Raw genomic sequence first — 22,066 nt, 5'->3', positions numbered from 1 at the left:
CGAGAATCGGCGGCGCGACCGAGCGCTTCCGCAGGGGGCCCTCGTTCTCTGGCTGCCCATGTTCGAGAATCTGCGCAAGTACGCGGCCGCATACGCCGTGGCGATCGGCGGGACCCTGCTGACCTGCCTGTCGTCGTGGAACGTTCGCGAAGAGCTGAGGATCAACCACCTCAAGGAATTCCGCTGGGCGGCTGGTGACCGTATCCAGTCGGTGCGCGCCGTCGTCGATCAGGGGCTCGACGCGTTGCTCGAGATCCGGGGGCTGTTCCATGCGGCGCAGGAGATCGACGAGCAGGAGTTCCTGGCGTTCACCGATTCGATTCTCAAGCGCCGAGCGTACATCGACAGTCTGCTCTGGGTACCCGCGTCGGCAGTGGCACTGCCGGCTCCCGGCGGCCGCGGACCGCCCGGGTCGAAGGCGCCGCCGCAGACACCACCAGCAGTACCCCGCGCAGATGTGCTCCACGCCTCCCGTGCTGGCGCGATGATTCTCGAGAGCCTGGACCTGAGTGCGACAGGCGAACTTACCGCCTTGCTGGCCAGGGCCAAGCAACTCGGCAATGTCGCGGTCAGCCACCGGATGACCCTCGACCGGCCGGACGGACAAGCAGGGCACGGCGTCTATGCCGCGCTGCCGGTGTACGCGGCCAACCGGTCGGGCGAGGCTCGGGCGGGTGCCGATGCGCGGACGACGGGTGCGCTGCTGGGCTACGTAGTCGGCCTCTACGACATCGAGCAACTCATTCACACGGCGATCAGCCTGCTCGAGCCACGCGGGGTCGAGGTTCTGATCCGCGACAGCTCGGCCGAGCCCGACTCGCAGTTCCTGCACTTCTATGCCAGCCGTCTCGAGCCGCGGACGATGTCCTCCGTTAGTCCGATCGTTCCCGAAACCGATGACGAGCCGCAGATGGTGGTCAGCATTCCGGTGGGGGACCGGACCTGGACGGTGATCTGTGTGGCGACTCATACCTTCCGCAGTGCCGAGGCCTTCACCGAGGCCCACTGGTCGGTTCTGCTCGGCGGCATTCTGTGTACTTCGCTGCTCACCTTTTACCTGGTGCGCAGCCGCCGCGAGCTGGAGAACCGAATCCGGCTGACCCAGACCATTTACGAGCGCGAGGAACTCTTCCGGCAGCTCGCCGAGACGGTCGACGTGGTCTTCTGGGCGATCGATGCGCAGGCGGCCCGGCTGGAGTACATCGGGCCGGCGTTCCGGCAGATCGCCGGCCCGGGCGTGATGCTTGACAGCCGGAACCCCTCGCTGATGCTCGAGGTCTTTGCCGATGACGACCGCCGCACGCTCGTCGAAGCGATTGCTCAACTGCGCGCCGAGGGCGGGCGATTCTCGGTGGTCCTGAAGGCGTCTTCGGCAGAACGTGGTTTGCGCTGGTTGCGCGTCTGCGGTTTTCCCGTTCGCGAGACGGGCAACGAGCTGAGCCGGATCGTCGGATTCTTCGAGGATGTAACCGAGCACAAGCTTGCCGAAGACGCGTTGCGCGATTCCGAGGCCAAGCTGCGAACACTCTTCAACCATTCGCCGGACCTGATCTTCACGGTCGATGCCGAGGGAGACATCCTGCTGACCAACCGGCCGTTGCCCTATCCGGTCGGTGCCCCGGGCAACAAGCGTTCCGATCTGATCCTGCCGCCGGAGGTGCGTCCTGCCTATCTCGAGAAGTTGCGCGATGTCTTCGAAAGCGGGCGCGTCGACCACTGTCAGTACACGTCGAGCGACGCGACCTGGTGGGAGATCCGGATGGTGCCGATCAGTTCCGCGGAGACGGTGATCGCAGCAATGGTCGTGATCACCGACATCACCGAGAACCGCAAGCTGCAATGGCAGGCGATCCGCAGCGCCCGTCTGGCGTCGCTCGGCGTTCTGTCGGCGGGTATCGCGCACGAGATCAACAATCCCAATCACGCCATACTGGCCAACTCGTCACTGCTCGCGCGGATCTGGCACGATGCGCTGCCGATCCTCGACGAATACGCACTCGAGCAGGGCGACTTCCTGCTCGCCGGGCTGGGCTTCGCGGAAGCCAGGGAGGTCATCGGGCGTGGCATGCAGGAGATTGGCGAAAACGCCAAGCGCATCCAGAAGATCGTCAGCAACCTCAAGCATCTCGGCAAGCAGGATCGCGGGCACATGGACGAGGCGGCGGACATCGGCAGAATCCTGCAGGCCGTGGTGACCCTGCTTGACGCCCGAATCCGCAAACACACCGGCGCCTTTTCGTTGAAGCTGCCGGACCAGCTGCCGCTGGTCAGAGGCAACGTGCAGCAGCTCGAACAGGTGTTCATCAACGTCATCGTCAACGCCCTCGAGGCGCTCCCCGACCGGAGCCGTGGTGTCGAGGTTTCCGCCTGCGATGATCCGGCTGCCGGCCGGATCATCGTCCAGGTCAGGGACCAGGGCAAAGGGATCAGTGAAGCCGCGATGGCGCAGATCGGCGAGCCTTTCTTCACGACCAAGGCGGAGACAGGAGGGACCGGGCTGGGGTTGTCCATTTCGTCGTCGATCGTCGAAAGACACGGCGGCGCTCTGAGATTCGAGTCGAGCCCGACCCAGGGAACGACCGTGAGCATCGATCTGCCAGTCAGCAGGGAGGAGTGATGAAAGAACAATCCTTTGCCAGCCTGCCCGTCTTCCTTGTCGACAATGACCAGTCGGTACTCAACGTTACGGCGGCGGTGCTGCGCAGTGCCGGTGTGACCAACGTGCAGATGGTTTCAGACAGTCGGGAACTGCTGCCGGCACTCGAGCGGCAACCGGCGAGTGCCCTCCTTCTCGATCTGTTCATGCCCCACATCACCGGTAACAAGCTGTTGCCGGACATCGTCCACCTGTACCCCGAGGTGCCGGTAATCGTCATGACTGCCGCCCAGGACGTGGAGACAGCGGTGCGCACCATGAAGGAGGGCGCATTCGACTACCTGGTCAAGCCGGTCGAGGAGAGCAGGCTGATCGCCAGCGTCCGGCACGCGCTCGAGGTGCATTCGCTGCGTCGGCAGATGGGCGTGCTGAAACACTATCTGCTCTCCGATTGCCTGCAGAACAACGAGGCGTTTGCCGGGATCGTCACCAACAGCCGCAAGATGCGCGCGCTGTTCCAGTATCTCGAAGCAGTGGCCGGCTCCGCCGAGCCGGTGCTGATTTCGGGCGAGACCGGGGCGGGAAAGGAGATGTTCGCTCATGCGCTGCACAAGCTCAGCGGTCTGGGCGGACAGTTCGTGCAGGTCAATGTCGCGGGACTCGACGACACGCTGTTCTCGGACACGCTCTTCGGCCACAAGAAGGGGGCGTTCACCGGTGCCGACCAGTCGCGTGCCGGGCTGATCGCGCAAGCGGCTGGCGGCACGCTGTTCCTCGACGAGATCGGCGATCTGTCGATGGCCTCGCAGGTCAAACTCTTGCGCCTGCTGCAGGAGCACATGTACTTCCCGCTGGGATCCGACATCGCGCGATCGAGTGACGCGCGGGTGGTCTGTGCGACGAACTGCAATCTCGCGCAGATGATGCGCCAGAACCAGTTCCGCTCGGACCTCTTTTTCCGGCTCTCGGTGCACCAGATCGAGGTGCCGCCGCTGCGCCAGCACAAGGAAGACATTCCGCTCCTGCTGCAGCATTTTCTCGACGAGGCCGCCGCCTCAATCAACAAACCGGCTCCCGAACCATCGAACGAGTTGCTCACCCTCCTCTCCAATTATCATTTCCCGGGCAATGTGCGCGAGCTCCGCGCGATGGTCTTCAACGCGATGGCGCTGCATCGCGGCGGTTCGGTTCTGGCCATGGACAGCTTTCGCCAGGCGATCCAGAAGCAACAGAAGACGGCTGTCGACACGCTGCCGCGGGACGAGGCTGAAGGCGTTCCGGTGATCATCCCGGGACGCTTTCCGACGCTCGACGAGGTCGAGGAGGCGATGGTCCGCGAGGCCCTGAAGCGGGCAAAGGGCAATCAGGGGGTTGCCGCGACGCTGCTCGGGCTCTCACGCCCGGCCCTCAACCGCCGGCTCGCGCGTCGGGCGCTCCCGCCGGAGGCCTGAACAGGCCGTGGCAACAAGGCGCGTTTCCGGCAGGTCCCATCGATTGCGGGCGATGTGCAGAAAGCGGCCCATCAGCGCAATCCGGGCGATCGCGCGGTCAACCTTGTGGGGGTGTAACGTTGTGCACTTCTGCACAGCTCCCTGTAACGAAAGGTAAGGTTTTGTCCAATCTGAGGAAATTGGCCTGTAGCAGGTTCCTCTGGCTTCCATGTGTGCATTTTGTTGCACCCGTCATGGCTGCCCCCGGCCGCCGTCTGCCACTCCTAACTCACGGATATTCCGCTTGATTTCTATTCTTTATGGTTTTGGCACGAATAATGCTTTCGGTCTGAAACGGGGTTTTTCCGAGGACCGTTCCCAGTCGAGAGCAACGGCCGCGGGCCGGTCAGTCCGACCGGGAATCTGAAGCGTACTACGGGGGTGCGGGTGGGTGCCGAAACGGGGGGCAGGAGCTGGCCGGGGTCGTCCGGCAATGGCTGGCAGGGGAGCAAACGGCTCGGCCACCAGCGAGGATCTGCCGGCCGGGAAGGGTCTGGCAGCCGTCTTGCCGGGGTCGGCGGCCCAGCGCTGCCGGTTCCTGCGCAGGGTCGTCGGTGGCGAGCGGGTCGTGTGGTCCTGCCGGTTGAGCCTGCCGTGCTCCAGTCCCCTTGTCCCGGGGCCGGCGGGCAGCACGGGATGGTCGGGCAAACGCCTGCCGAGAGGTGGTTTCCACGCTTTCCGGCGGGCCGCCATCGGTTGGCAGGGTGAGGCCCGTGGGTGCAGGCAGCGGGGACCAGCGGGGGTGGCGGTCGAGCCCTCGCGCCGGTGCCAGCCGGAGCGAGGTGCTGAGCATGGCCGGATGTCCCGGTTCCCGGAAAGGACGCGCTTCAAATCTAGACAACAATCACAGGGCAGTCTGATGACCACACTAATGATTCTGACGATCGCGACTGTCGCCATCGTCCTGTTTTTCGACTACACGAACGGCTTCCATGACGCCGCCAACATCGTCGCGACAGTCATTGCGTCGCGAGCGATGACGCCGATCCAGGCGGTGATCATCGTCGGCACCTTCGAGTTTCTAGGGCCGCTGCTCGGTGGTACGGCGGTGGCCAACACGATCGGCAAGTTCGTGACTCTCGGCGACGTGCATGCGACCCTGTCGCTGTCCATCCTGCTCTGCGGGCTGGTCGGGGCGATCGTCTGGAACCTGGCCACATGGTATTTCGGGATTCCCTCGTCTTCATCGCATGCCCTCGTCGGCGGACTGATCGGAGCGGTGGTCGTCTCCGCGGGGGTGGATAACGTCGTCTGGGGCTTCAGCCAACTGATGCGCGGCGAACTGACCGGGATCATGAAGGTGCTCGCCTCGCTCGTCCTGTCGCCGCTGATCGGCTTCTGGGCTGGCTTCCTGATGCTCCGCCTGCTCAACCTCCTGCTCTTCGCGGCGACGCCATCGGCCAACAAGGGCCTGCGCTTCTCGCAGTTCTTCACGGCCGCCGGTCTGGCTTTCTCGCATGGCGCCAACGACGCGCAGAAGAGCATGGGCATGCTCACCCTGGCCCTGCTGCTCGGCGGCTTCATCCCGAAGTTCGAGGTGCCCTTCTGGGTCATGCTCGCCTGCGCGGCGGCGATCACGCTGGGCATCCTTTCGGGGGGCTGGCGGATCGTCCGGACGCTCGGCTTCTCGATCTATCGGGTTCGCCCGATTCACGCGCTGAGTTCGCAGCTGACCTCGGCGGCGGTGATCCTGACTGCCTCGGTGATCGGCGCGCCGGTGTCGACGACGCACGTGGTGTCCACGTCGATCATGGGGATCGGCTCGTCCGAGCGGCCGCGCGCCGTGCGCTGGAAGAAGGCCAAGGACATCGCCATCACCTGGCTGATCACCATCCCCGGGTCGGCGCTGGTCGCCATTCAAACCTTCGCTCTCGTCAATCTCTTCATCGGAAAGGCCTAACAATGTCCAACGCACAAGCCGCAGGATCGTCTTTGACTCGCCGCATTCTGCATCGGGTGTTCCCCAAGGTGCCCAACTTCTTTGCTCTGCTCGCCGAGCAGAGCGCCGTGGTCGGTGTCAGCGCGAACCTGCTCGTCGAATACATGAGTTCCGGCAGTTCGGAGGTGGCCAAGCGTGTCGTCGATACGGAACACGAAGGCGATCGCCTGAAGGTCCGCAACCTGACCCTGCTCAACGAAGCCTTCTCGACACCGATCGACCGCGAGGACCTGCACCGTGCGATCATCAACCTCGACGAGATCATCAACAGCTGCAACACGATCGTCGCCGAAATGGATGCCGATGTGCTCGCGCTCAAGGCGGACAAGTACTGTCTCGAGATGGCGGTGTACCTCAAGGACGGCGCGGAGGCGCTGGCTTCTGGCTATGGCCGCCTGGGAAGCGATCCCAAACTCGGGCGTCTCGACGCGGAGAAGGCGGACAAGGCGGGCCGCAACCTGACCCGGACGCATCGCCGCGCGCTCGCTGAACTGTTCAACGACAATGACTTCCACAACATCTTCAGGCGCAAGGAAATCTACAACCAGCTGCTGAATGCCGGCGCCCGCCTGAACATCTGCAACAGCACGCTCCTCGACATCGTCGTCAAGCTCTGCTGATCCCGGCCGGCGATCAGCGTTCCGGGGCGGACTGACGGCTGCCCCGGAACGCTCGCTGCGCACGCCGCTGCCCAATGCGTTCTCCCGCGCGCGCCCGCTGCCCGCGTGGCGGCACTATTCCCCCCAGGGCAGTTCCTCCAGCACTTGCCACCTTCCCGCAGCATTGCTGATTGATTTCCGTGCACCGGCGCTGGCGGTGTAACGTTTCCGATCTGCCAAGGATTCCGGCAGACCCGCTTAAGTTCCTGTTCGTAAATCAGAAGCTTCCTCCGGTTGGGGGAAGCGAGCGGAGCCGGTTCGTCAATTTGTTGCACCCCGGCAGGCTCTGTCGGGCGCCGCCCGACCGGGGCTCAGGTCTGATTTTCATCAGATATTTGGAAGACTCCCGGTTCGAGTCACTTGGCATGATTCCTGCATGATACCGGTTGTCCTCGCCCCGCTCAGCGCAGTCTGCCGAGCAATGGGATGAACAGGGTCTTCGATGGCGCTGGCCAGTCCGGGCGCAATTATCAGGAACTTGTCAAATCGTTACCGCAGCCGAACTCAACCTCTTGCTCATGCCCGGCGTCGCCAGTCGTCTCGCCCTGCACCCTCTGCTCACCGACGCCAAGCCGACTCGTCAGCGGGTGATCAACACCTACTACGATACGCCCGACCAGCGGCTGCGGCGGGAAAGGGTCGTCGTCCGCCACGGCAAGAAAGGCGCCATCTGGCTGCCATCGGTGCGTCGCGTCCCGGCACCTGAGAAGAGGTTTCGCGGGCAGCGTGAATTGGAAACCTCCGGTCGTCCGGACGAACTCGACCTCTCGCATGTCGAGGATGGCAGCTTGCGTCAGTGGCTCGAATCGCTTCGCGACGACCTCCGTCCGACCTTCCGGACGCAATTCACGCGCAGCGCATGGGTCGCCGAGACGCTGCCGACGATCGTCGAGGCATTTCCGGCAGCGCCTGAAGTTCGCGAACTCTCTGATTATGCGCGGCGGCGATCACCTCGTTCGCTGGCTCGGGGGACAAAGCGAACAGTTACTGCCCGAACTCGGCGGGCTGCTGGACGCTTTCCACGGCCAGGTCTTCCCGTGGAGGAACGACTGACGGATCACGAGAGAACCTGACACCGGGATGACCAGGACGCGTCCAGCCAGGCTGCCCGCCTCGCCGGACGCCCAGCGCGGTGCTAGGGAGGCCTCCGCGCTCGGTTCGAACGGCGTGCCACGCGCCGCTCGACTGGTGGCTCCAGGGTGGGAGGCGGGTTCGCCGTAAGGGACTGCCGGGCGGCTGATGCCTGCACAGCGCCGGGCAGTTGCCCGGCGCGATCCTGGTGACCATCTCCTCGTTCCCTCGGGGTCGGCCCGGCGCTTCGGCGCTTTCGCGGCTCGTTGCGCAGGCTCCGCCCGATCCCGGCCAAGCGGGGCTCCGGCGTTCACCGTCCCAGGAACGGCGCTGCCCCGTTCCCCAAGGGGACCGGTCCACGCCCCAGCCCTGCTTCGCCGTGTCTTTCCCGGGTGTAACCGGACGGACTCGTCGATGGGCTTGCGCTGTCCGCATAAGCCGATGATTTCATGCGGATAGCCCGTCCCGGATTGACCCTCGGAGAGCATTTCTGGCCATCTTGTTGCACCCCGCGCGCTTGCCGGCGCCCAGGCCATCCGTGGCAGGCGACTGATTTCAAGGGCCTAATCCGGCTTCCGGAGGGTTGGCACGTTACGTGCTAGGAACGCAATGAAAAGATCGGGATGCGGGATCCCCGGAAGCGGACCAGATCGACACCCTGCTTCGGTTCCCGGCCCCATCGATCTCTGGCAGCGCCGCGAGCGCTACCGATAGACTGACGACAGGTGGCCACCGTGACTTTCCACATTTCCGCTTTGCCAGTCGCCTCGGGAACAAGGCCGGTGATGCTCTTGCCGGTCCGGCGCGAGCTGCTGGCGACGATCGAGGAGCAGGCGATGGTCGCCTCCCTGTTGGCCAAGATCGTCGGCGAAATACTGCAGGGCAGAGAGTCGGCGCACTCGATGCGGCTCGTCGATCTCGACCAGCGCCGCGAGGATCTGCACCGTCGGGGGATGGCGACCGTAGTTTCCATTTTCGGTGGCCGGGTCGGCGCGGACGAGGTTCACCACACGCTGGAGACCCTCGACAGGGTCGCGGCGCGGCTGTTCCGGACTGCGCGAGGTGTGCACCTGCTGGCTTCGGATACCGACGAGGCCTGCCGCTCGATGCTCGAAGTCATCCAGCGTGCGACCGAGAGACTCCTTCAGGGCTACACCCGACTGGCGTACGGATCGCTGGCTGCGGAACTCGATGCAGAAGTGGCCATCCGTAGCCGCGACGTGCTCGAGGCGGGCAGAGTCGGGAATTCCACGGCGGTGCAGGCCCCTCCTGCCGAGGGCTGCGCAGACGATGGCACTTGCGCAGTCGCGGGAGTGGCCGATCCCGCCAGATCGAGACGGATCGACGAGCTTTACGCCAATCTCAGCGACATTTCGCACGAGCTGGCCGGGGCCGGAACGATCCTCAAGCGATGGGTCAGGCAGTTGTCGGGCAGCGCCCACGATTCGGCGACGGGCAGCTTGCGGTGCTCGCTGTTCGATCAGGGTGTTGTTGTCATCTGAGGGGTTGGGGCGAGGGGTTCAAGGGTTCTTTCGCCGGTAGTCGCCAGCACGCAGTTTGCTCGACGCCGCCCCGGAGACCGGTTTTCAATTTGGTGCAGGAGAAGTGCTGTGGAAACGCAAGTTTTTGTTGAGACTCAGAGCAACATCGCCGAAAGGCCTGCGGCAGCCAGGCCGATCGAACGCGATCTCGATAGCTATCTCGATGCGATCGCCGATGCGACGGCGGTCTTCAGGGAGGCGGTCGACACTTATGTCCATTCGGGTGCCGATGGCGGCTGCTGGCGGCAGGCCAGGCGCATCGACGAGCATCTGCGGACGCTCGACGAGTTGCAGCAGAAGCTCGAAACACGCGCCCATGCCCAGTCAATTTTCGATGCCCTGTTTGCCGACATGGCCGACCCTCTGGCTGGCGTCGGGCGCATGCTCAGGGACATGAAGCGGCAGATCACCCGCTTCGCGATCGAGTCCGGCTTCTCGGGGCCAGGACGTCGGGTGCCGCCGTCACTGGTTCCCGACATCGAGGCACTGACCGAAGATGTCTGCGCAGCCGTCGAGGCGCTCGTCGGCGCCTATCGCCCCTGTACGTTGTGGTGGGATCAGTCGGCGCTGGCCTCCGGCCAAGACCGGGTCGGCTGGTACGAGGGCCGGGCCGATCAGCAATCGACGGCGCTAATCAGGAAGATCTTCCACGATGAAGGCCTGGACATCCGCGAAAGGCTTGCGCTGGCCCAACTGGTCGAGGAGATCGACCGGGTTGCCGACTTCGCCCTGGGTATCGAACGGGAGCTCCGCGCAGGCCGTGAGCTGGGCGATCGTCAGTCACCGGTTGTCCGGGAATCCCACTGACCGGCGCCTCCCCGGTCCACCGGGGAGGCCGCCTTTTTTCGACGCGGCGCGACGGACTGCTCCGTAGCGCCGCGTTCTTGCGTCCTTCCGGGGGCGCCGGCGGTCGCTTGCGCCGCGGAACTCGCTGACTTCGGTTCGTTGTGCATCACCCCAATATCGTCGTAGACTCGGCTGGAGGCGGTTCAGTTTGTATGGACTGCTGTTCGCCGTGGCCAGCCACGGTCCGACTGAACTCGAGGAGGAGTAGCGCCAATGGAATTGGCCATTAGGTTTAGGAATGACAAGCTCGTCGGCGACTTCTGGGGCGGCATGACCGCCATGCTCGTTGCCCTGCCGTCGGCGATCGCTTTCGGCGTGACGATTTACAGTGCGATCGGCGCCGAGTACGCAGGCCTCGGGGCTTTGGCCGGAATCCTCGGGGCGACCGCGCTGGGTCTCGTCGCACCGGCACTCGGTGGTACCAACCGACTGATCACCGCACCTTGTGCGCCGGCGGCAGCGGTCCTCTCGGCTTTTGCCATCGAGCTCGTTCAGCACGGCGTGGCCCCGGCGTCGATCGTCCTGATGCTCACCGCGCTCGGACTCGTTTCCGGGCTGGTCCAGCTGATGCTGGGCTTCATGGGCGTCGGCAGCCTGATCAGGTACATCCCGTTTCCGGTGGTCAGTGGCTACCTGACCGGGGTCGGCCTGATCATCATCGGCAGCCAGATCCCCAAGTTTCTCGGCGCACCCGCTGGCACGCCCTGGTGGAGGGCGTTGATCTCGCCTGAACTGTGGCACTGGCAGAGCGCGCTCGTCGGCGGGGTCACGGCTGCGGTGATGATCCTCGCACCGCTCGTTACCCGAGCTGTTCCGGCGGCGATCCTCGGCCTGCTCGCCGGCGTCGCGGCGTATTTCGGGCTTGCGGCAGCCGACGAGTCGCTGCTGGTCATGGAAGGCAACAAGCTGATCATCGGCCCGCTCGGGGGCACTGCTTCGAGCATGCTCGAAGCGATCACCGGGCGCTGGCAGGAGATCGGCGAACTCAAGCTCAGCCAGATCGGGGCGCTTCTCGGCACGGCCCTAACGCTCGCCGTTCTGCTGTCGATCGACACGTTGAAGACCGCCGTCGTCCTCGATGCCTTGACGCGCGGGCGGCACGACTCGAACCGCGAGTTGATCGCCCAGGGACTCGGCAATGTGGCTTCGGCCTGCGCGGGGGGAATGCCGGGAGCCGGGCAGATGGGTGCGACCCTGGTCAACCTGGCGAGCGGTGGGCAGACGCGCGTGTCCGGAGTCGTCGAGGGCCTGCTCTCGCTGATCGCCTTCCTGGCTCTCGGGGCGTTCATCGCCTGGATTCCGGTCGGTGCGCTGGCCGGTATCCTGATCATCGTCGGTGTGCGGATGATCGACCGGCACAGTCTGCACCTGCTCGAGTCGCCGTGGACGATGCTCGACTTCATCGTCATCGTCACGGTGGTTGCCGTGGCCGTCGGTTACAGCCTGATCGCCGCTTCAGGGGTGGGCATCGCGCTGGCGATGTTCCTGTTCATCCGCGAGCAACTCAGCAGCACGGTGATCAGAAGCAAGATCGACGGTGCTCACCGCTTCTCGAAACGGGTCCGCCTGCGGCAGCACATGGAGAAGCTCGAGAAGAACGGAGGGCAGACGGTCATTCTCGAACTGCAGGGCAGCCTGTTCTTTGGCACCAAGGACCAGCTGTACAAGGCCCTCGAGCCGGAACTGGGAGTGCGCACCTATATCGTTCTCGATCTCCGGCGCGTGCAGTCGGTCGATGTGACCGCGGTTCATCTGCTGAGTCAGATCCGTGATTCGCTGATCGAGCGCGACGCCTACCTGATCTTCAGCAGTCTGCCTCAGGCGCTACCCAACGGCCGCAACATCGCCGAGTTCTTCGATCAGATGGAGCTGACGACGATGACCGAGCACGTCAAGGTATTTCCCCACCTCGACGATGCGGTCGAATGGGTCGAGGACCAGATCCTCGGCGAGGAACTCGTCAAGTCGGCAGAGATGCCTCCACTCGACGTGTACGACCTCGAGATTTTCAAGGATCACAAGGAAGAAACGCTGATCGATCTGGTCGCCTGTCTCGATCGCCGGTCGCTGGCCAGGGACGAGAAGGTCTATTCCTTTGGCGACCCGGGCAACGAGCTCTACCTGATCCGCAAGGGAGCGGTGCGGATCACCCTGCCGATTCCGGGCAGCGTCAACCGTTATCACACGCTGACCTACGGGCAGGGCGATTTCTTTGGCGGAATGGCCTTTCTGTCCCAGATGACCCGTCTCAACGACGCCACGGCGCTCGAAGACACCGAGCTGTTCGTATTGCGCCGCGAGCAGTTCGAACGACTCAGGGAAGAACACAAGCGGCTGGCCTTCCATATCGTCGAAGCGGTGGCCAAGGTTCTGGCCCTTCGCCTGCGCTATGCCGACAAGGAACTCCTGGCCATGCAGGAATAGGCCACGGGGATCGCTCCCGGAACCCGCGAGGTTCGGCGTCAGAGCCCTGCGGGACGTCCTTTCGGCATCTGGCGGCCGCCGAGGAAGCGAGACCGCGCAGCGTCAGGCAGTCCGGCAGTGCCTGAGCGCACCCGCGCGACGGCACGGCACGTCGTCGGCGGGCATTGCCCAGTTTCGCCCGGGTGACGCTCCTGGCCGGAGGCAGCGCGGAGTCCGCGCGGGTGGCTCGATCGTCTGTCATTCACGCCTTGCGAAATCGTCGTTTCTGTTGGGAATTGATCTATGATCAGGCGCGCGCTCAGTCGCTACGAGGTGCGCCAACCGGTGGGAGGAGAACAATGTTCCAGCATATTTTGCTGCCGACTGACGGCAGCCAGCTGTCGCGGGATACTGCAGAACGCGCGGTCGCCTTTGCCAAGGCGGCCGGAGCGACGATCACCGCCCTGTATGCCAGACCACTCGGGCAAAGCGAGAACTACGGTGACCTCGTCGAGCCGAAGGCGCTCGACCGGCTGGTCTCGAGTTCAGAAGGCAAATCCAAGGAGTATCTGGGCTTCATCAAGAAGCTGTGCAAGGATGCCGGTGTCGCGTGCAACGCGATCTCGGTCGTCCACGACAGTCCCTGGGAGGCGATCATCAACGTCGCCGAAGACAATAGCTGCGACCTGATCTTCATGTCCAAACACGGCCGGGGAGGCCTCTCTTCGCTGCTGCTGGGCAGCGAAACCTATCGGGTACTGACGCACTCGAGTATTCCGGTTCTCGTCTATCGCCCCCCTGAGCTCGATGCCAGTCGTCGCAAGGCCCGGGAAAAGGCGCGCGAAAGGGAACGCAAGCGGGCCTGAGTCGGCACTCCCAACGCGTTTGCACCTTCCCACGAGCTGACGGCGGCGGTCTCCTGAACAGTGACTCTGGCTGGTGATCCGTCAACCAGGACCAGCCAACTCCTCACCGCCGTACTGGCAGGAAGCCGCTGCCCAACTCGCGGCGGCGGATCCGGTGCTGGCGATTCTCATCACGCGCTTCGCCGGCAACGCCCTCGTCTCACGAGGAGACCCCTTCGTCACGCTGGTCCGCTCGATCGTTGGTCAACAGATATCGGTGAGGGCCGCCGACAGCGTCTGGGCGCGCCTGTCGGCCGTCGTCCCGACGATGACGCCGCTGGCCGTGGTGCACACCGAGCGTGGCGTGCTGCGTGACTGCGGGTTGTCGGCGCGCAAGGTCGAATACGTCGTCGACCTGGCGAGGCATTTCGTCGACGGGCGGATCCATGTCGGCCGCTGGGCGGGGATGGGTGACGACGAAGTCATCGCCGAACTCACTGCAGTCCGTGGCATCGGCGTGTGGACCGCGGAAATGTTCCTGATCTTCAACCAGATGCGTCCGGACGTTTTTCCGCTCGACGACATCGGTCTGCAGAAGGCGGTGGGCGCTCACTATTGCGGTGGCGAACGCCCCGGGCGGCGGCTCCTCGCCAGCTACGGTGAGCGCTGGCGCCCCTGGCGTTCGGTCGCCACCTGGTATCTGTGGCGGAGCCTGGATCCGCTGCCGGTCGAGTATTGATCTGCGGGCCAGCGAGCGACGGGCGTCGTAGGTCTAAGCGACAGAACCTTTCAGGTTAGAATTGCACGGTTGCTCTCGGCCCTTTCTCCTGGCGGCTGCCCCTCATGAAGACCACCTTTCTCGACTTCGAACAACCGATCGCCGACCTTGAAGGCAAGATCGAGGCCCTGCGTCTCGCACACGGCGATTCGGCGGTCGACATCTCGGAAGAAATCGAGCTGCTCGAAAGGAAAGTCCAGGTGCTGATCCGCGAGACCTACGCGAATCTCTCGGCCTGGCAGGTTTGTCAGGTGGCTCGCCACCCGCAGAGACCCTATACGCTCGACTACGTCCGGTTGCTGTTCACCGATTTCGAGGAGCTGCACGGCGATCGGGCTTTCGCCGATGACCATGCGATCGTCGGCGGGCTGGCCCGATTCGAGGGTCAGCCGGTGGTGGTCATCGGCCATCAGAAGGGCCGCGATACCAAGGAGAAGATTTTCCGCAACTTCGGGATGCCGCGTCCCGAGGGCTATCGCAAGGCCCTGCGCCTGATGCGGCTGGCCGAGAAGTTCGGCCTCCCCGTGCTGACCTTCATCGACACTCCCGGTGCCTACCCGGGGATCGACGCCGAAGAACGCGGCCAGTCCGAAGCCATCGGCCGCAATCTGTACGTGATGGCCGAGCTGGGGGTGCCGATCGTGGTCACGGTGATCGGCGAGGGAGGGTCGGGTGGGGCGCTGGCCATCGGCGTCGGCGACGTCGTGCAGATGCTCGAGTACTCGACCTATTCGGTGATCTCGCCCGAAGGCTGTGCGTCGATCCTCTGGAAGAGCGCCGAGAAGGCGAGCGACGCGGCCGAGATCATGGGTATCACGGCGCCGCGGCTCAAGGCGCTGGGTCTCGTCGACCGGGTGGTCAGCGAGCCCCCTGGTGGTGCTCACCGCGATCACGAGGCGATGGCCCGGCAGCTCGGGCAGGCGCTCAGCGAGACCCTGGGTCGTCTGGTGGCGGTTCCCGCAGCCGAACTGGTCAAGACGCGCCTCGATCGCCTTCTCGCTTATGGAGCGATCAGCGAGCGGGCGCCAGCCTGATCGGGCCGGCGACCCGGTCGGAAAGATCCAGCGGACGCTTCGCGAGTGCCTCGAGCCGCGGCTGAGCGACGGCCAGCGGCTGTGCGTCGGCCTCTCCGGGGGCCGGGATTCGGTGGTCCTGCTGCACGCGCTCGCGGCGCTGCGCTCGTCAGGACTCGCCTTGACGCTTTCGGCGGTTCATGTCCATCACGGGTTGAGTCCCCACGCCGACGACTGGGCCCGCTTCTGCACGGTGGTCGGTGAGCGATGCTCGATTCCCCTCGAGGTCGTGCGCGTCCGGGTCCCGGCCGTCAGTCGCGAAGGGCCCGAAGCGGCCGCTCGCCGCGAGCGCTACGTCGTCTTCGCCGACCGCCAGGCAGACTGGCTGGTGCTTGCCCACCAGCGCGACGATCAGGCTGAAACGATTCTCTTTCGGCTGCTGCGCGGGGCCGGTGTCGGCGGTGCCGCCGGGATGCCCGTCGAGCGTCCGCTCGGCGAAGGCCCGCGGCTGCTTCGTCCGCTGCTGGGCATTCCGCGGGCGACGATCGCGGCTTATGCCGAAGCCTGTTCGCTGGTCTGGATCGACGACGAGAGCAACACCGACGGACGGCATCGGCGAAACCATCTGCGCCACGAGGTCTTGCCGCGGATCCAGCAGATGTTTCCGGGGGCCGCCCGGGCACTGGTGCGTGCCGGCGAGCACTTCTGCGAGGCCGCGGTGCTCCTCGACGAACTGGCCCGGGCAGATCGCGCGTCGGTCGCCGGTCCCGACGGCCGCATCGAGGTGTCCCGATTCAACGACTTGAGCCCGCCGCGAGCGCGCAACCTGCTGCGTTTCGAACTCGTTTCCGCGGGGCTCCGTCCTCCCGAGACGCGCTGGCTCCGCGAAGCGATGCGTCAGCTGGGTACGGCCGGAGCGGATGCGGAGATCTGCGTCGCGACCAGCGAAGGCGAAATCCACGTTTACCGACGAGCGCTGCACGTCGTGACGCATCGTCAGGCAGTTCCCGTAGCGCCGGTCTGCTGGCACGGCGAGGCCGAGCTGCCGTGGGGAGGCGGCCGGCTCATTTTCCGGCAGACCACCGGCGCAGGCATCGACCGCAGTCTGCTCGATCAGGCGGCCGTTCATCTGGCTGTGCGCTGCGGGGGTGAGCGGCTGCAGCCGAGCGCGAAGCGGCCGACGCGCTACCTGCGCAAGCTGCTTCAGGAAGCTGCGATTCCGCCCTGGGAGCGCGCTCGTCTGCCTCTGCTCTGGTGCGGCGGACGGCTCGTCTGGGTTCCCGGCATCGGCGTCGACGCGGCCTTCGCCTGCCCTCCGGCTGCTGCCGGTCTGCTGCCACTGTGGGAGGATGAGCAACCCGCGTCGGCCGGCAGCGCTCGCCGCCGATGCGCGTGAACGTTGCTCAGCGCCTGCCGGCGAGCAGCTGCGCCAGTTCGACGGCCGTCCGGACACCCATTTTCTCGAAGAGATTGGCGCGGTGGACTTCGACGGTGCGCATGCTGATCTGCAGGTCCTCGGCGATGATCTTGTTGAGCTTGCCGGCGAGAATCCGCTCCATGACCTCGCGCTCGCGGGTCGTCAGTCGGCCGAGCCGGCTGTTGAGCGAATCGGCGCCGGAAGCCGCAGCCCGCTGATTGGCGTCCAGCCGGAGCGCTTCGATGACCCGGTTGACCAGTTCGTTGTCGTTGCACGGCTTCTCGACGAAGTCGAAAGCGCCTTTCTTGAGTGCCGAGACGGCCATCGGCACGTCGCCGTGTCCGGTCAGGAAGATCACCGGCAGCCGGCTGCCGCGCTCGCGGAGGATGTCGAAAAGCTCCGGGCCGCTCATCCCGTCCATGCGGATGTCGAGCAGCAGGCAGCCGGCCAGCGCAGGATCCCATTCGTCGAGGAAATCCTCTGCTGAACGATAGCTCAGGCAGGCGACACCGCGGGATTCGAGCAACCAGCCGAGCGAGTCGCGAATGGCCTCGTCGTCGTCCACGAGATAGGCTCGTCCGCTCATCGGCGCTCCACGGGCAAGGTGAATGCGAAAACTGTCCCACCAGCGGGGTTCGCTTCGACCCACAGGCGGCCATGGTGAAGCTCGATGATCGATCGGCAGATGTTGAGCCCCATCCCCATGCCGTCGGCCTTGGTCGAGAACAGCGGGGTGAACAGCTTGTCGCCGACTTCCGGCGGGATCCCGGTTCCCTGATCGACGACCCGGACCTCCATCTGGTCGTCGACCTGGGCAAGCTTCACTGTTAGTCGGCGCCGCTCCGTCGGGGTCTCACTCATCGCTTCGATGCCGTTGCGCATCAGGTTGAGCAGGACCTGCTCGAGCATCACCGGGTCGGCGATCAGTTCCGGCCGCATCCCCTGGATCTCGCGAACGATGCGCACCCCGCGGTTCTTGGCGGTGCCTTCGATGAAGCCGATGCTGTCGTCGACGACCTCGGCGAGGTCGCAGGCCACGAGCTTCGGCTCGCGCCGGCGTACGAAGTCATGCACGCGGCGGATGATGTGGCCGGCACGCTGCGCCTGGATCGCCAGCTTGCCGAGCGCCTCCCTGAGCTGGCCGGGATCGTAGCGGCCCGATTCGAGCTTGTTGATGCACCCGGTGTTGTAACTGGTGATCGCGGCCAGCGGCTGATTGAGCTCGTGGGCGAGCGTGGAGGCCATTTCACCCATGGTCACCAGTCGTGCGGTGACCTGAAGCTTTTCCTGCTGCTGCCGGGCGAGTTCTTCGGCGTGCTTGCGCGCGGTGACGTCGATGATCGAACCCATCCAGCCTTTCTGCCGGCCGTCGGCGTCGATCAGCGGAGCCTCGTAGATCAATGCATCGAAGCGGCTTCCATCCTTGCGCATCAGGCGGATCTCGAAGCCTTCGTTGGGGGCGTTGCCGGCGAGGACCGAATTGTGCAGCAGCAGCGTTCGGTCCATCTCTTCCGGAGCCCAATAGGGCATCGGCGGTTCCTTGCCGATCAGCTCTTCGGCGGCGAAGCCGACCATGTGCAGGAACGCCGGATTGACGTAGGTGACCCGTCCATCGAGATCGCGAGCGCGCATGCCGACCATCAGCGAGTCCTCCATCGCCTTGCGGAAGGCGTACTCCGAGCGCAGCGCCTGCTCGGCCGAAAGGCGTCGCTGGATCAGGCCGCGCACGGCCCACAGGCTCCAGAAGACCGCTGCGGAAAGCAGGACGATCAGCGTCGCGATCAGCGTCTGGGGGAGATTGTCGGCGCCGCGGTAGGCGGTGACCTGGAGCACGATGCCGTAGCCAGGAGGTTCGAGGACCACCGGGTGACTCAGCGTGGTTGGCGAGGCGTCGATTCGTGATTTGCTGGCCAACAGGCTGCCGTTGCCGTCGACGACGCGGACCTGATACTTCTCGGCGAACCACCAGGGCACCTGATGCTTGAGCAGACCGTTCAGCGAATAGACGCCGATCAGCGTTCCCAGGTATTGCCCGTCGTCGAAGATCGGCACGTATACCTCGAACTGCGCCGCCTCGATGGTCCGGAAGGCATCGCTGTAGATCGGTTTGCCGAGGCGGGTGAGTTCGATCGAGCGAGCGACCGGGTTCTCACCGGTCGCTACGTTGCCCGTGCGCGGCAGGGTCTGCGTGGGCATGCCGTGGAGCGCCCGACCCGACGCATCGAGCCAGAGGACCTGGCGCAGTTCCGGACTGTTCCTGAGGATGTGCCGGGCGCGCAGGTCGAAGGTCTCGGCTGGCCTGCGTTCGCGCGTGAGGTCGAGCGCGAGCTGCTGCAACTGGTCGGAGTTCCCTTCGAGATGAAAGCGCAGGCTCTGTTCGAGCCACAGCACGTCGGCGATCAGCGTCGAACGCTGCTCTTCAATTTCGCTGCGCTGGAGCAGCCAGAGCAGCGCGATGAGCAGGACGAGCAGCAGACCCACGGCCAGCTTGAGGACCGTGAAGTACCAGGTCGACCACTTCAGAGAAGCCGGTCGTCGCGGGTCGTACGGATAGCCGAGTGACGCCTCGTTCATCATTTTCCATCTTACCCAACTTCGCGAGTATGGAGGAAACGCCCGCCGATCGGCGCGTGGCGATGGTCTGGTCCGCGGCATTGCGGATTTCCACAATACCCACCGAACGTGGCTTTTGTGATAGTTCCCGCCGCAAGACGGGAAGCGTCCCGCTTCGACATCAATCCACGGAGGAGACCACATGAAGCTTGCCAAGCTGTTCCTTGGGCTGAGCGCCTGCGCGCTCGTCGCTGCGCCGCTGGCGGCGCTCGCACAACAGCCGATCGTCATCAAGTTCAGTCACGTCGTGGCGCATGACACGCCGAAAGGGCTGGCTGCCGAGTACTTTGCCAAGAGGGCAGGTGAGCTGACCAAGGGCAAGGTCAAGGTCGAGGTGTACGCCAATTCGACGCTCTACAAGGACAAGGAAGAAATGGAGGCACTGCAGCTCGGTGCCGTACAGATGCTCGCCCCGTCGCTGGCCAAGTTCGGCCCGCTCGGCGTCAAGGAGTTCGAGCTCTTCGACCTGCCATACATCTTCGACAACTACGAGGAGTTGCACAAGGTCACCCAGGGCCCGGTCGGCCAGTCGATGCTCAAGAAACTCGAGCCCAAGGGTGTCGTCGGACTCGCCTTCTGGGACAACGGCTTCAAGTCGTTTTCGGCGAATACGCCGATCAAGGTGCCGGGGGATCTGCGCGGCAAGAAGATGCGCATCCAGTCGTCGAAGGTCCTCGAGGAGGAGATCCGCGCGCTCAGCGCACTGCCGCAGGTGATGGCCTTCTCGGAAGTCTATCAGGCGCTGCAGACGGGGGTCGTCGACGGTACCGAGAATCCGATCTCCAACCTCTACACGCAGAAGATGTACGAGGTCCAGAAGCACCTCGCATTGACCGAGCACGGCTACCTCGGCTACGCGGTCATCGCCAACAAGAAGTTCTGGGAAGGTCTCCCGGCCGACGTTCGCGGCCAGCTCGAGGCGGCGATGAAGGACGCGACCAACTACGCGAACAAAATCGCCAAGGAGCAGAACGACAAGGACCTCGAAGCGGTGAAGAAGAGTGGCAAGACGCAGGTCTATGTGCTGACGCCTGACGAGAAACTCGCCTTCAAGAAGGCGCTGGCTCCAGTGCATCAGAAGATGGAATCGCGGATCGGCAAGGACCTCCTGCAGTCGGTGTACAAGGAGACGGGCTTCGACCCGAACAAGCTCTGAGCAGGGCATCAGGCAACCGCGACCAGGCCGCCGGGACACCTGGCCCGGCGGGCCTTTTCCAAGACCGGCAGGGGGAGTTTCCTGAATGCGAATACTCGATCATCTCGAGGAATGGCTGATCACCTTCCTCATGGGTGCAGCGACGACGATCATCTTTGTCTCGGTCGTGCACCGCTACGCGTCCGGAGTCGACATCGTTCCGGGCGTGCAGGACTGGCTGCTGTCGCTCAACCTCGGTTGGGCGCAGGAGCTGTGCATCATCATGTTCGTCTGGATGGCCAAGTTCGGCGCAGCCTACGGTGTGCGCACGGGTATCCACGTCGGCGTCGACGTGATGATCAACCGGCTCGACGAGCGCACACGAGGCAAGTTCGTGATTTTCGGACTGCTCGCCGGCGCGCTGTTCACCGGAATCGTCGCCACGCTCGGTGCCCATTTCGTCTGGGAGAACGGCTGCCATTACGCCGTCTACCACTTCCTCGGCTGGGATCCCGGCGACGTTCCGGAGGGTCCGACGACGCCGGACCTCGAATGGCCGACCTGGATCGTGTACAGCGCGATTCCGCTCGGCTCGGCGCTGATGTGCTTCCGCTTCCTGCAGGTCACGGTGAGCTTCATCCGCACCGGCCAGCTGCCGCACCACGATCACGGTCACGTCGACGGCATCGAAGAGAATCCTGACGTGGCCGAAACGTACCGCCTCGAGGACAACCTGCACGCCCACGACCGGACGTACGAGCAGCGTCACCACCAGGACCGCTCCGGCCAGGGAGGTAGCCAGAAATGAATGCGACGATCATCTTCCTGATCCTGCTGGTCCTGATGCTCACCGGCATGCCGATCTCGATCTCTCTCGGCCTGACGGTGCTCAGCTTTCTGTTCATGTTCACCCAGGTGCCGCTCGAATCGGTCGCCCTGAAGCTGTTTACGGGCATCGAAAAGTTCGAGATCATGGCCATCCCGTTCTTCATCCTGGCCGGAAACTTCCTGACCCACGGCGGCGTCGCGAGGCGCATGATCAAGTTCGCCACCGACGTGGTCGGGCACTGGTACGGCGGCCTCGGCCTGGCTGGCGTCCTGGCTTGCGCCTTGTTCGCGGCCGTTTCGGGTTCGTCGCCGGCGACCGTCGTGGCGATCGGCTCGATCCTCATGCCGGCGATGGTCAAGGCCGGTTTCCCGAATCGCTTCGGAGCGGGGGTGATCACCACCTCGGGAGCGCTGGGCATCCTGATCCCGCCGTCGATCGTCATGGTCATGTACTCGGTGGCCACGAATACTTCGGTCGGCGCCCTGTTCATGGCTGGCGTGATTCCGGGAATCATCCTGGCCGCCACCCTTGGCGGGGTCACCTGGTATCGGGCGAAGAAGTTCGACTATCCGCGCATGCCCAAGGCCAGCTTCAGCGCGCGCTGGAAGTCGTTCCGCGAGTCGGTCTGGGGGCTCTTCCTGATCGTCGTGGTCATGGGCGGGATCTACAGCGGCCTGTTCACGCCGACCGAAGCCGCGGCGATGAGCGCCGTCTATGCCTTCTTCGTCTCGGTGTTCGTCTACAGGGATCTGACGCTGAAGGACGTGCCGCGGGTCCTGCTCAATTCGGCGAACATGTCGGCGATGCTGCTCTACATCATCACCAACGCCGTGCTCTTCTCGTTCATCATGACCAACGAGAACATCCCGCAGGCGCTGGCCGACTGGATGC

17 protein-coding genes are annotated in these 22,066 nt (G+C 64.5%); 15 read left to right on the top strand and 2 right to left on the bottom strand.

The annotated features are described in order from the left end of the window. Positions 1-58: 58 nt before the first annotated feature. The 12 genes from NFW05_RS05285 to tilS all read left to right on the top strand — a co-directional run bounded on the left by NFW05_RS05285 (position 59) and on the right by tilS (position 16,577). Positions 59-2,617, top strand: a complete 2,559-nt coding sequence (locus NFW05_RS05285; RefSeq protein ID WP_295303273.1) for an ATP-binding protein — start codon at positions 59-61, stop codon at positions 2,615-2,617. Continuing rightward, complete coding sequence (locus tag NFW05_RS05280) at positions 2,617-4,047, top strand: sigma-54 dependent transcriptional regulator (protein WP_295303271.1); 1,431 nt, start codon at positions 2,617-2,619, stop codon at positions 4,045-4,047. The genes NFW05_RS05285 and NFW05_RS05280 overlap by 1 nt, the downstream gene beginning before the upstream one ends. An 898-nt stretch (positions 4,048-4,945) precedes the next feature. Next, the gene (locus NFW05_RS05275; RefSeq protein WP_295303269.1) at positions 4,946-5,986 is read left to right on the top strand and encodes an inorganic phosphate transporter; all 1,041 of its coding nucleotides are present in this window, start codon (positions 4,946-4,948) and stop codon (positions 5,984-5,986) included. 32 nt (positions 5,987-6,018) lie between these two features. Then, positions 6,019-6,645, top strand: coding sequence for a DUF47 family protein (locus NFW05_RS05270; protein WP_295303267.1), 627 nt, complete (start codon positions 6,019-6,021; stop codon positions 6,643-6,645). 551 nt (positions 6,646-7,196) lie between these two features. Continuing rightward, a complete protein-coding gene (locus NFW05_RS05265; protein ID WP_363321712.1) occupies positions 7,197-7,757 on the top strand; it encodes a hypothetical protein in 561 nt (186 codons plus the stop codon). A 780-nt stretch (positions 7,758-8,537) separates the two neighbouring features. Then, complete coding sequence (locus NFW05_RS05260) at positions 8,538-9,257, top strand: hypothetical protein (RefSeq protein WP_295303265.1); 720 nt, start codon at positions 8,538-8,540, stop codon at positions 9,255-9,257. Between the two features lie 108 nt (positions 9,258-9,365). Next, positions 9,366-10,103: a hypothetical protein gene (locus NFW05_RS05255; RefSeq protein ID WP_295303263.1), complete on the top strand. Its 738-nt coding sequence runs from the start codon at positions 9,366-9,368 to the stop codon at positions 10,101-10,103. Between the two features lie 252 nt (positions 10,104-10,355). Beyond that, positions 10,356-12,566 carry a SulP family inorganic anion transporter gene (locus NFW05_RS05250; RefSeq protein ID WP_295303261.1) on the top strand — a complete coding sequence of 737 codons (2,211 nt, stop codon included), beginning with the start codon at positions 10,356-10,358 and terminating at the stop codon, positions 12,564-12,566. Between the two features lie 338 nt (positions 12,567-12,904). Then, positions 12,905-13,411 carry a universal stress protein gene (locus NFW05_RS05245; RefSeq protein ID WP_295303259.1) on the top strand — a complete coding sequence of 169 codons (507 nt, stop codon included), beginning with the start codon at positions 12,905-12,907 and terminating at the stop codon, positions 13,409-13,411. Positions 13,412-13,484: 73 nt separating this feature from the next. Next, on the top strand, positions 13,485-14,129 hold the full coding sequence (locus NFW05_RS05240; RefSeq protein ID WP_295303257.1) for a DNA-3-methyladenine glycosylase: 645 nt from the start codon (positions 13,485-13,487) through the stop codon (positions 14,127-14,129). 104 nt (positions 14,130-14,233) lie between these two features. After that, positions 14,234-15,202 carry an acetyl-CoA carboxylase carboxyltransferase subunit alpha gene (locus tag NFW05_RS05235; protein ID WP_295303255.1) on the top strand — a complete coding sequence of 323 codons (969 nt, stop codon included), beginning with the start codon at positions 14,234-14,236 and terminating at the stop codon, positions 15,200-15,202. Next, a complete protein-coding gene (gene tilS / locus NFW05_RS05230; RefSeq protein WP_295303253.1) occupies positions 15,171-16,577 on the top strand; it encodes a tRNA lysidine(34) synthetase TilS in 1,407 nt (468 codons plus the stop codon). Before NFW05_RS05235 ends, tilS begins: the two co-directional genes overlap by 32 nt. 7 nt (positions 16,578-16,584) lie before the next feature. On the opposite strand, the gene NFW05_RS05225 is transcribed toward tilS, so the two are convergent. Both NFW05_RS05225 and NFW05_RS05220 read right to left on the bottom strand, forming a co-directional pair. Then, on the bottom strand, positions 16,585-17,184 hold the full coding sequence (locus tag NFW05_RS05225) for a response regulator (RefSeq protein WP_295303251.1): 600 nt from the start codon (positions 17,182-17,184) through the stop codon (positions 16,585-16,587). Further along, entirely contained in the window at positions 17,181-19,175 is a 1,995-nt protein-coding gene (locus NFW05_RS05220) for a PAS domain-containing sensor histidine kinase (RefSeq protein ID WP_295303249.1), read from the bottom strand. Before NFW05_RS05220 ends, NFW05_RS05225 begins: the two co-directional genes overlap by 4 nt. Before the next feature lie 178 nt (positions 19,176-19,353). Here NFW05_RS05220 and NFW05_RS05215 point away from each other — a divergent pair, with 178 nt between their 5' ends. The 3 genes from NFW05_RS05215 to NFW05_RS05205 form a co-directional block, all read left to right on the top strand. Continuing rightward, positions 19,354-20,367, top strand: a complete 1,014-nt coding sequence (locus tag NFW05_RS05215) for a TRAP transporter substrate-binding protein (RefSeq protein ID WP_295303247.1) — start codon at positions 19,354-19,356, stop codon at positions 20,365-20,367. An 85-nt stretch (positions 20,368-20,452) separates the two neighbouring features. After that, on the top strand, positions 20,453-21,154 hold the full coding sequence (locus NFW05_RS05210; RefSeq protein ID WP_295303245.1) for a TRAP transporter small permease: 702 nt from the start codon (positions 20,453-20,455) through the stop codon (positions 21,152-21,154). Next, positions 21,151-22,066: TRAP transporter large permease subunit (locus NFW05_RS05205; RefSeq protein ID WP_295303243.1), on the top strand; the 916-nt coding region annotated here is incomplete at its 3' end. The genes NFW05_RS05210 and NFW05_RS05205, both read left to right, overlap by 4 nt.

This window comes from Accumulibacter sp., assembly GCF_023806625.1.
Taxonomy (GTDB): domain Bacteria; phylum Pseudomonadota; class Gammaproteobacteria; order Burkholderiales; family Rhodocyclaceae; genus Accumulibacter.
Note: the sequence above shows the minus strand (reverse complement) of the source record. Positions and strands in the feature narration are given on the sequence as shown.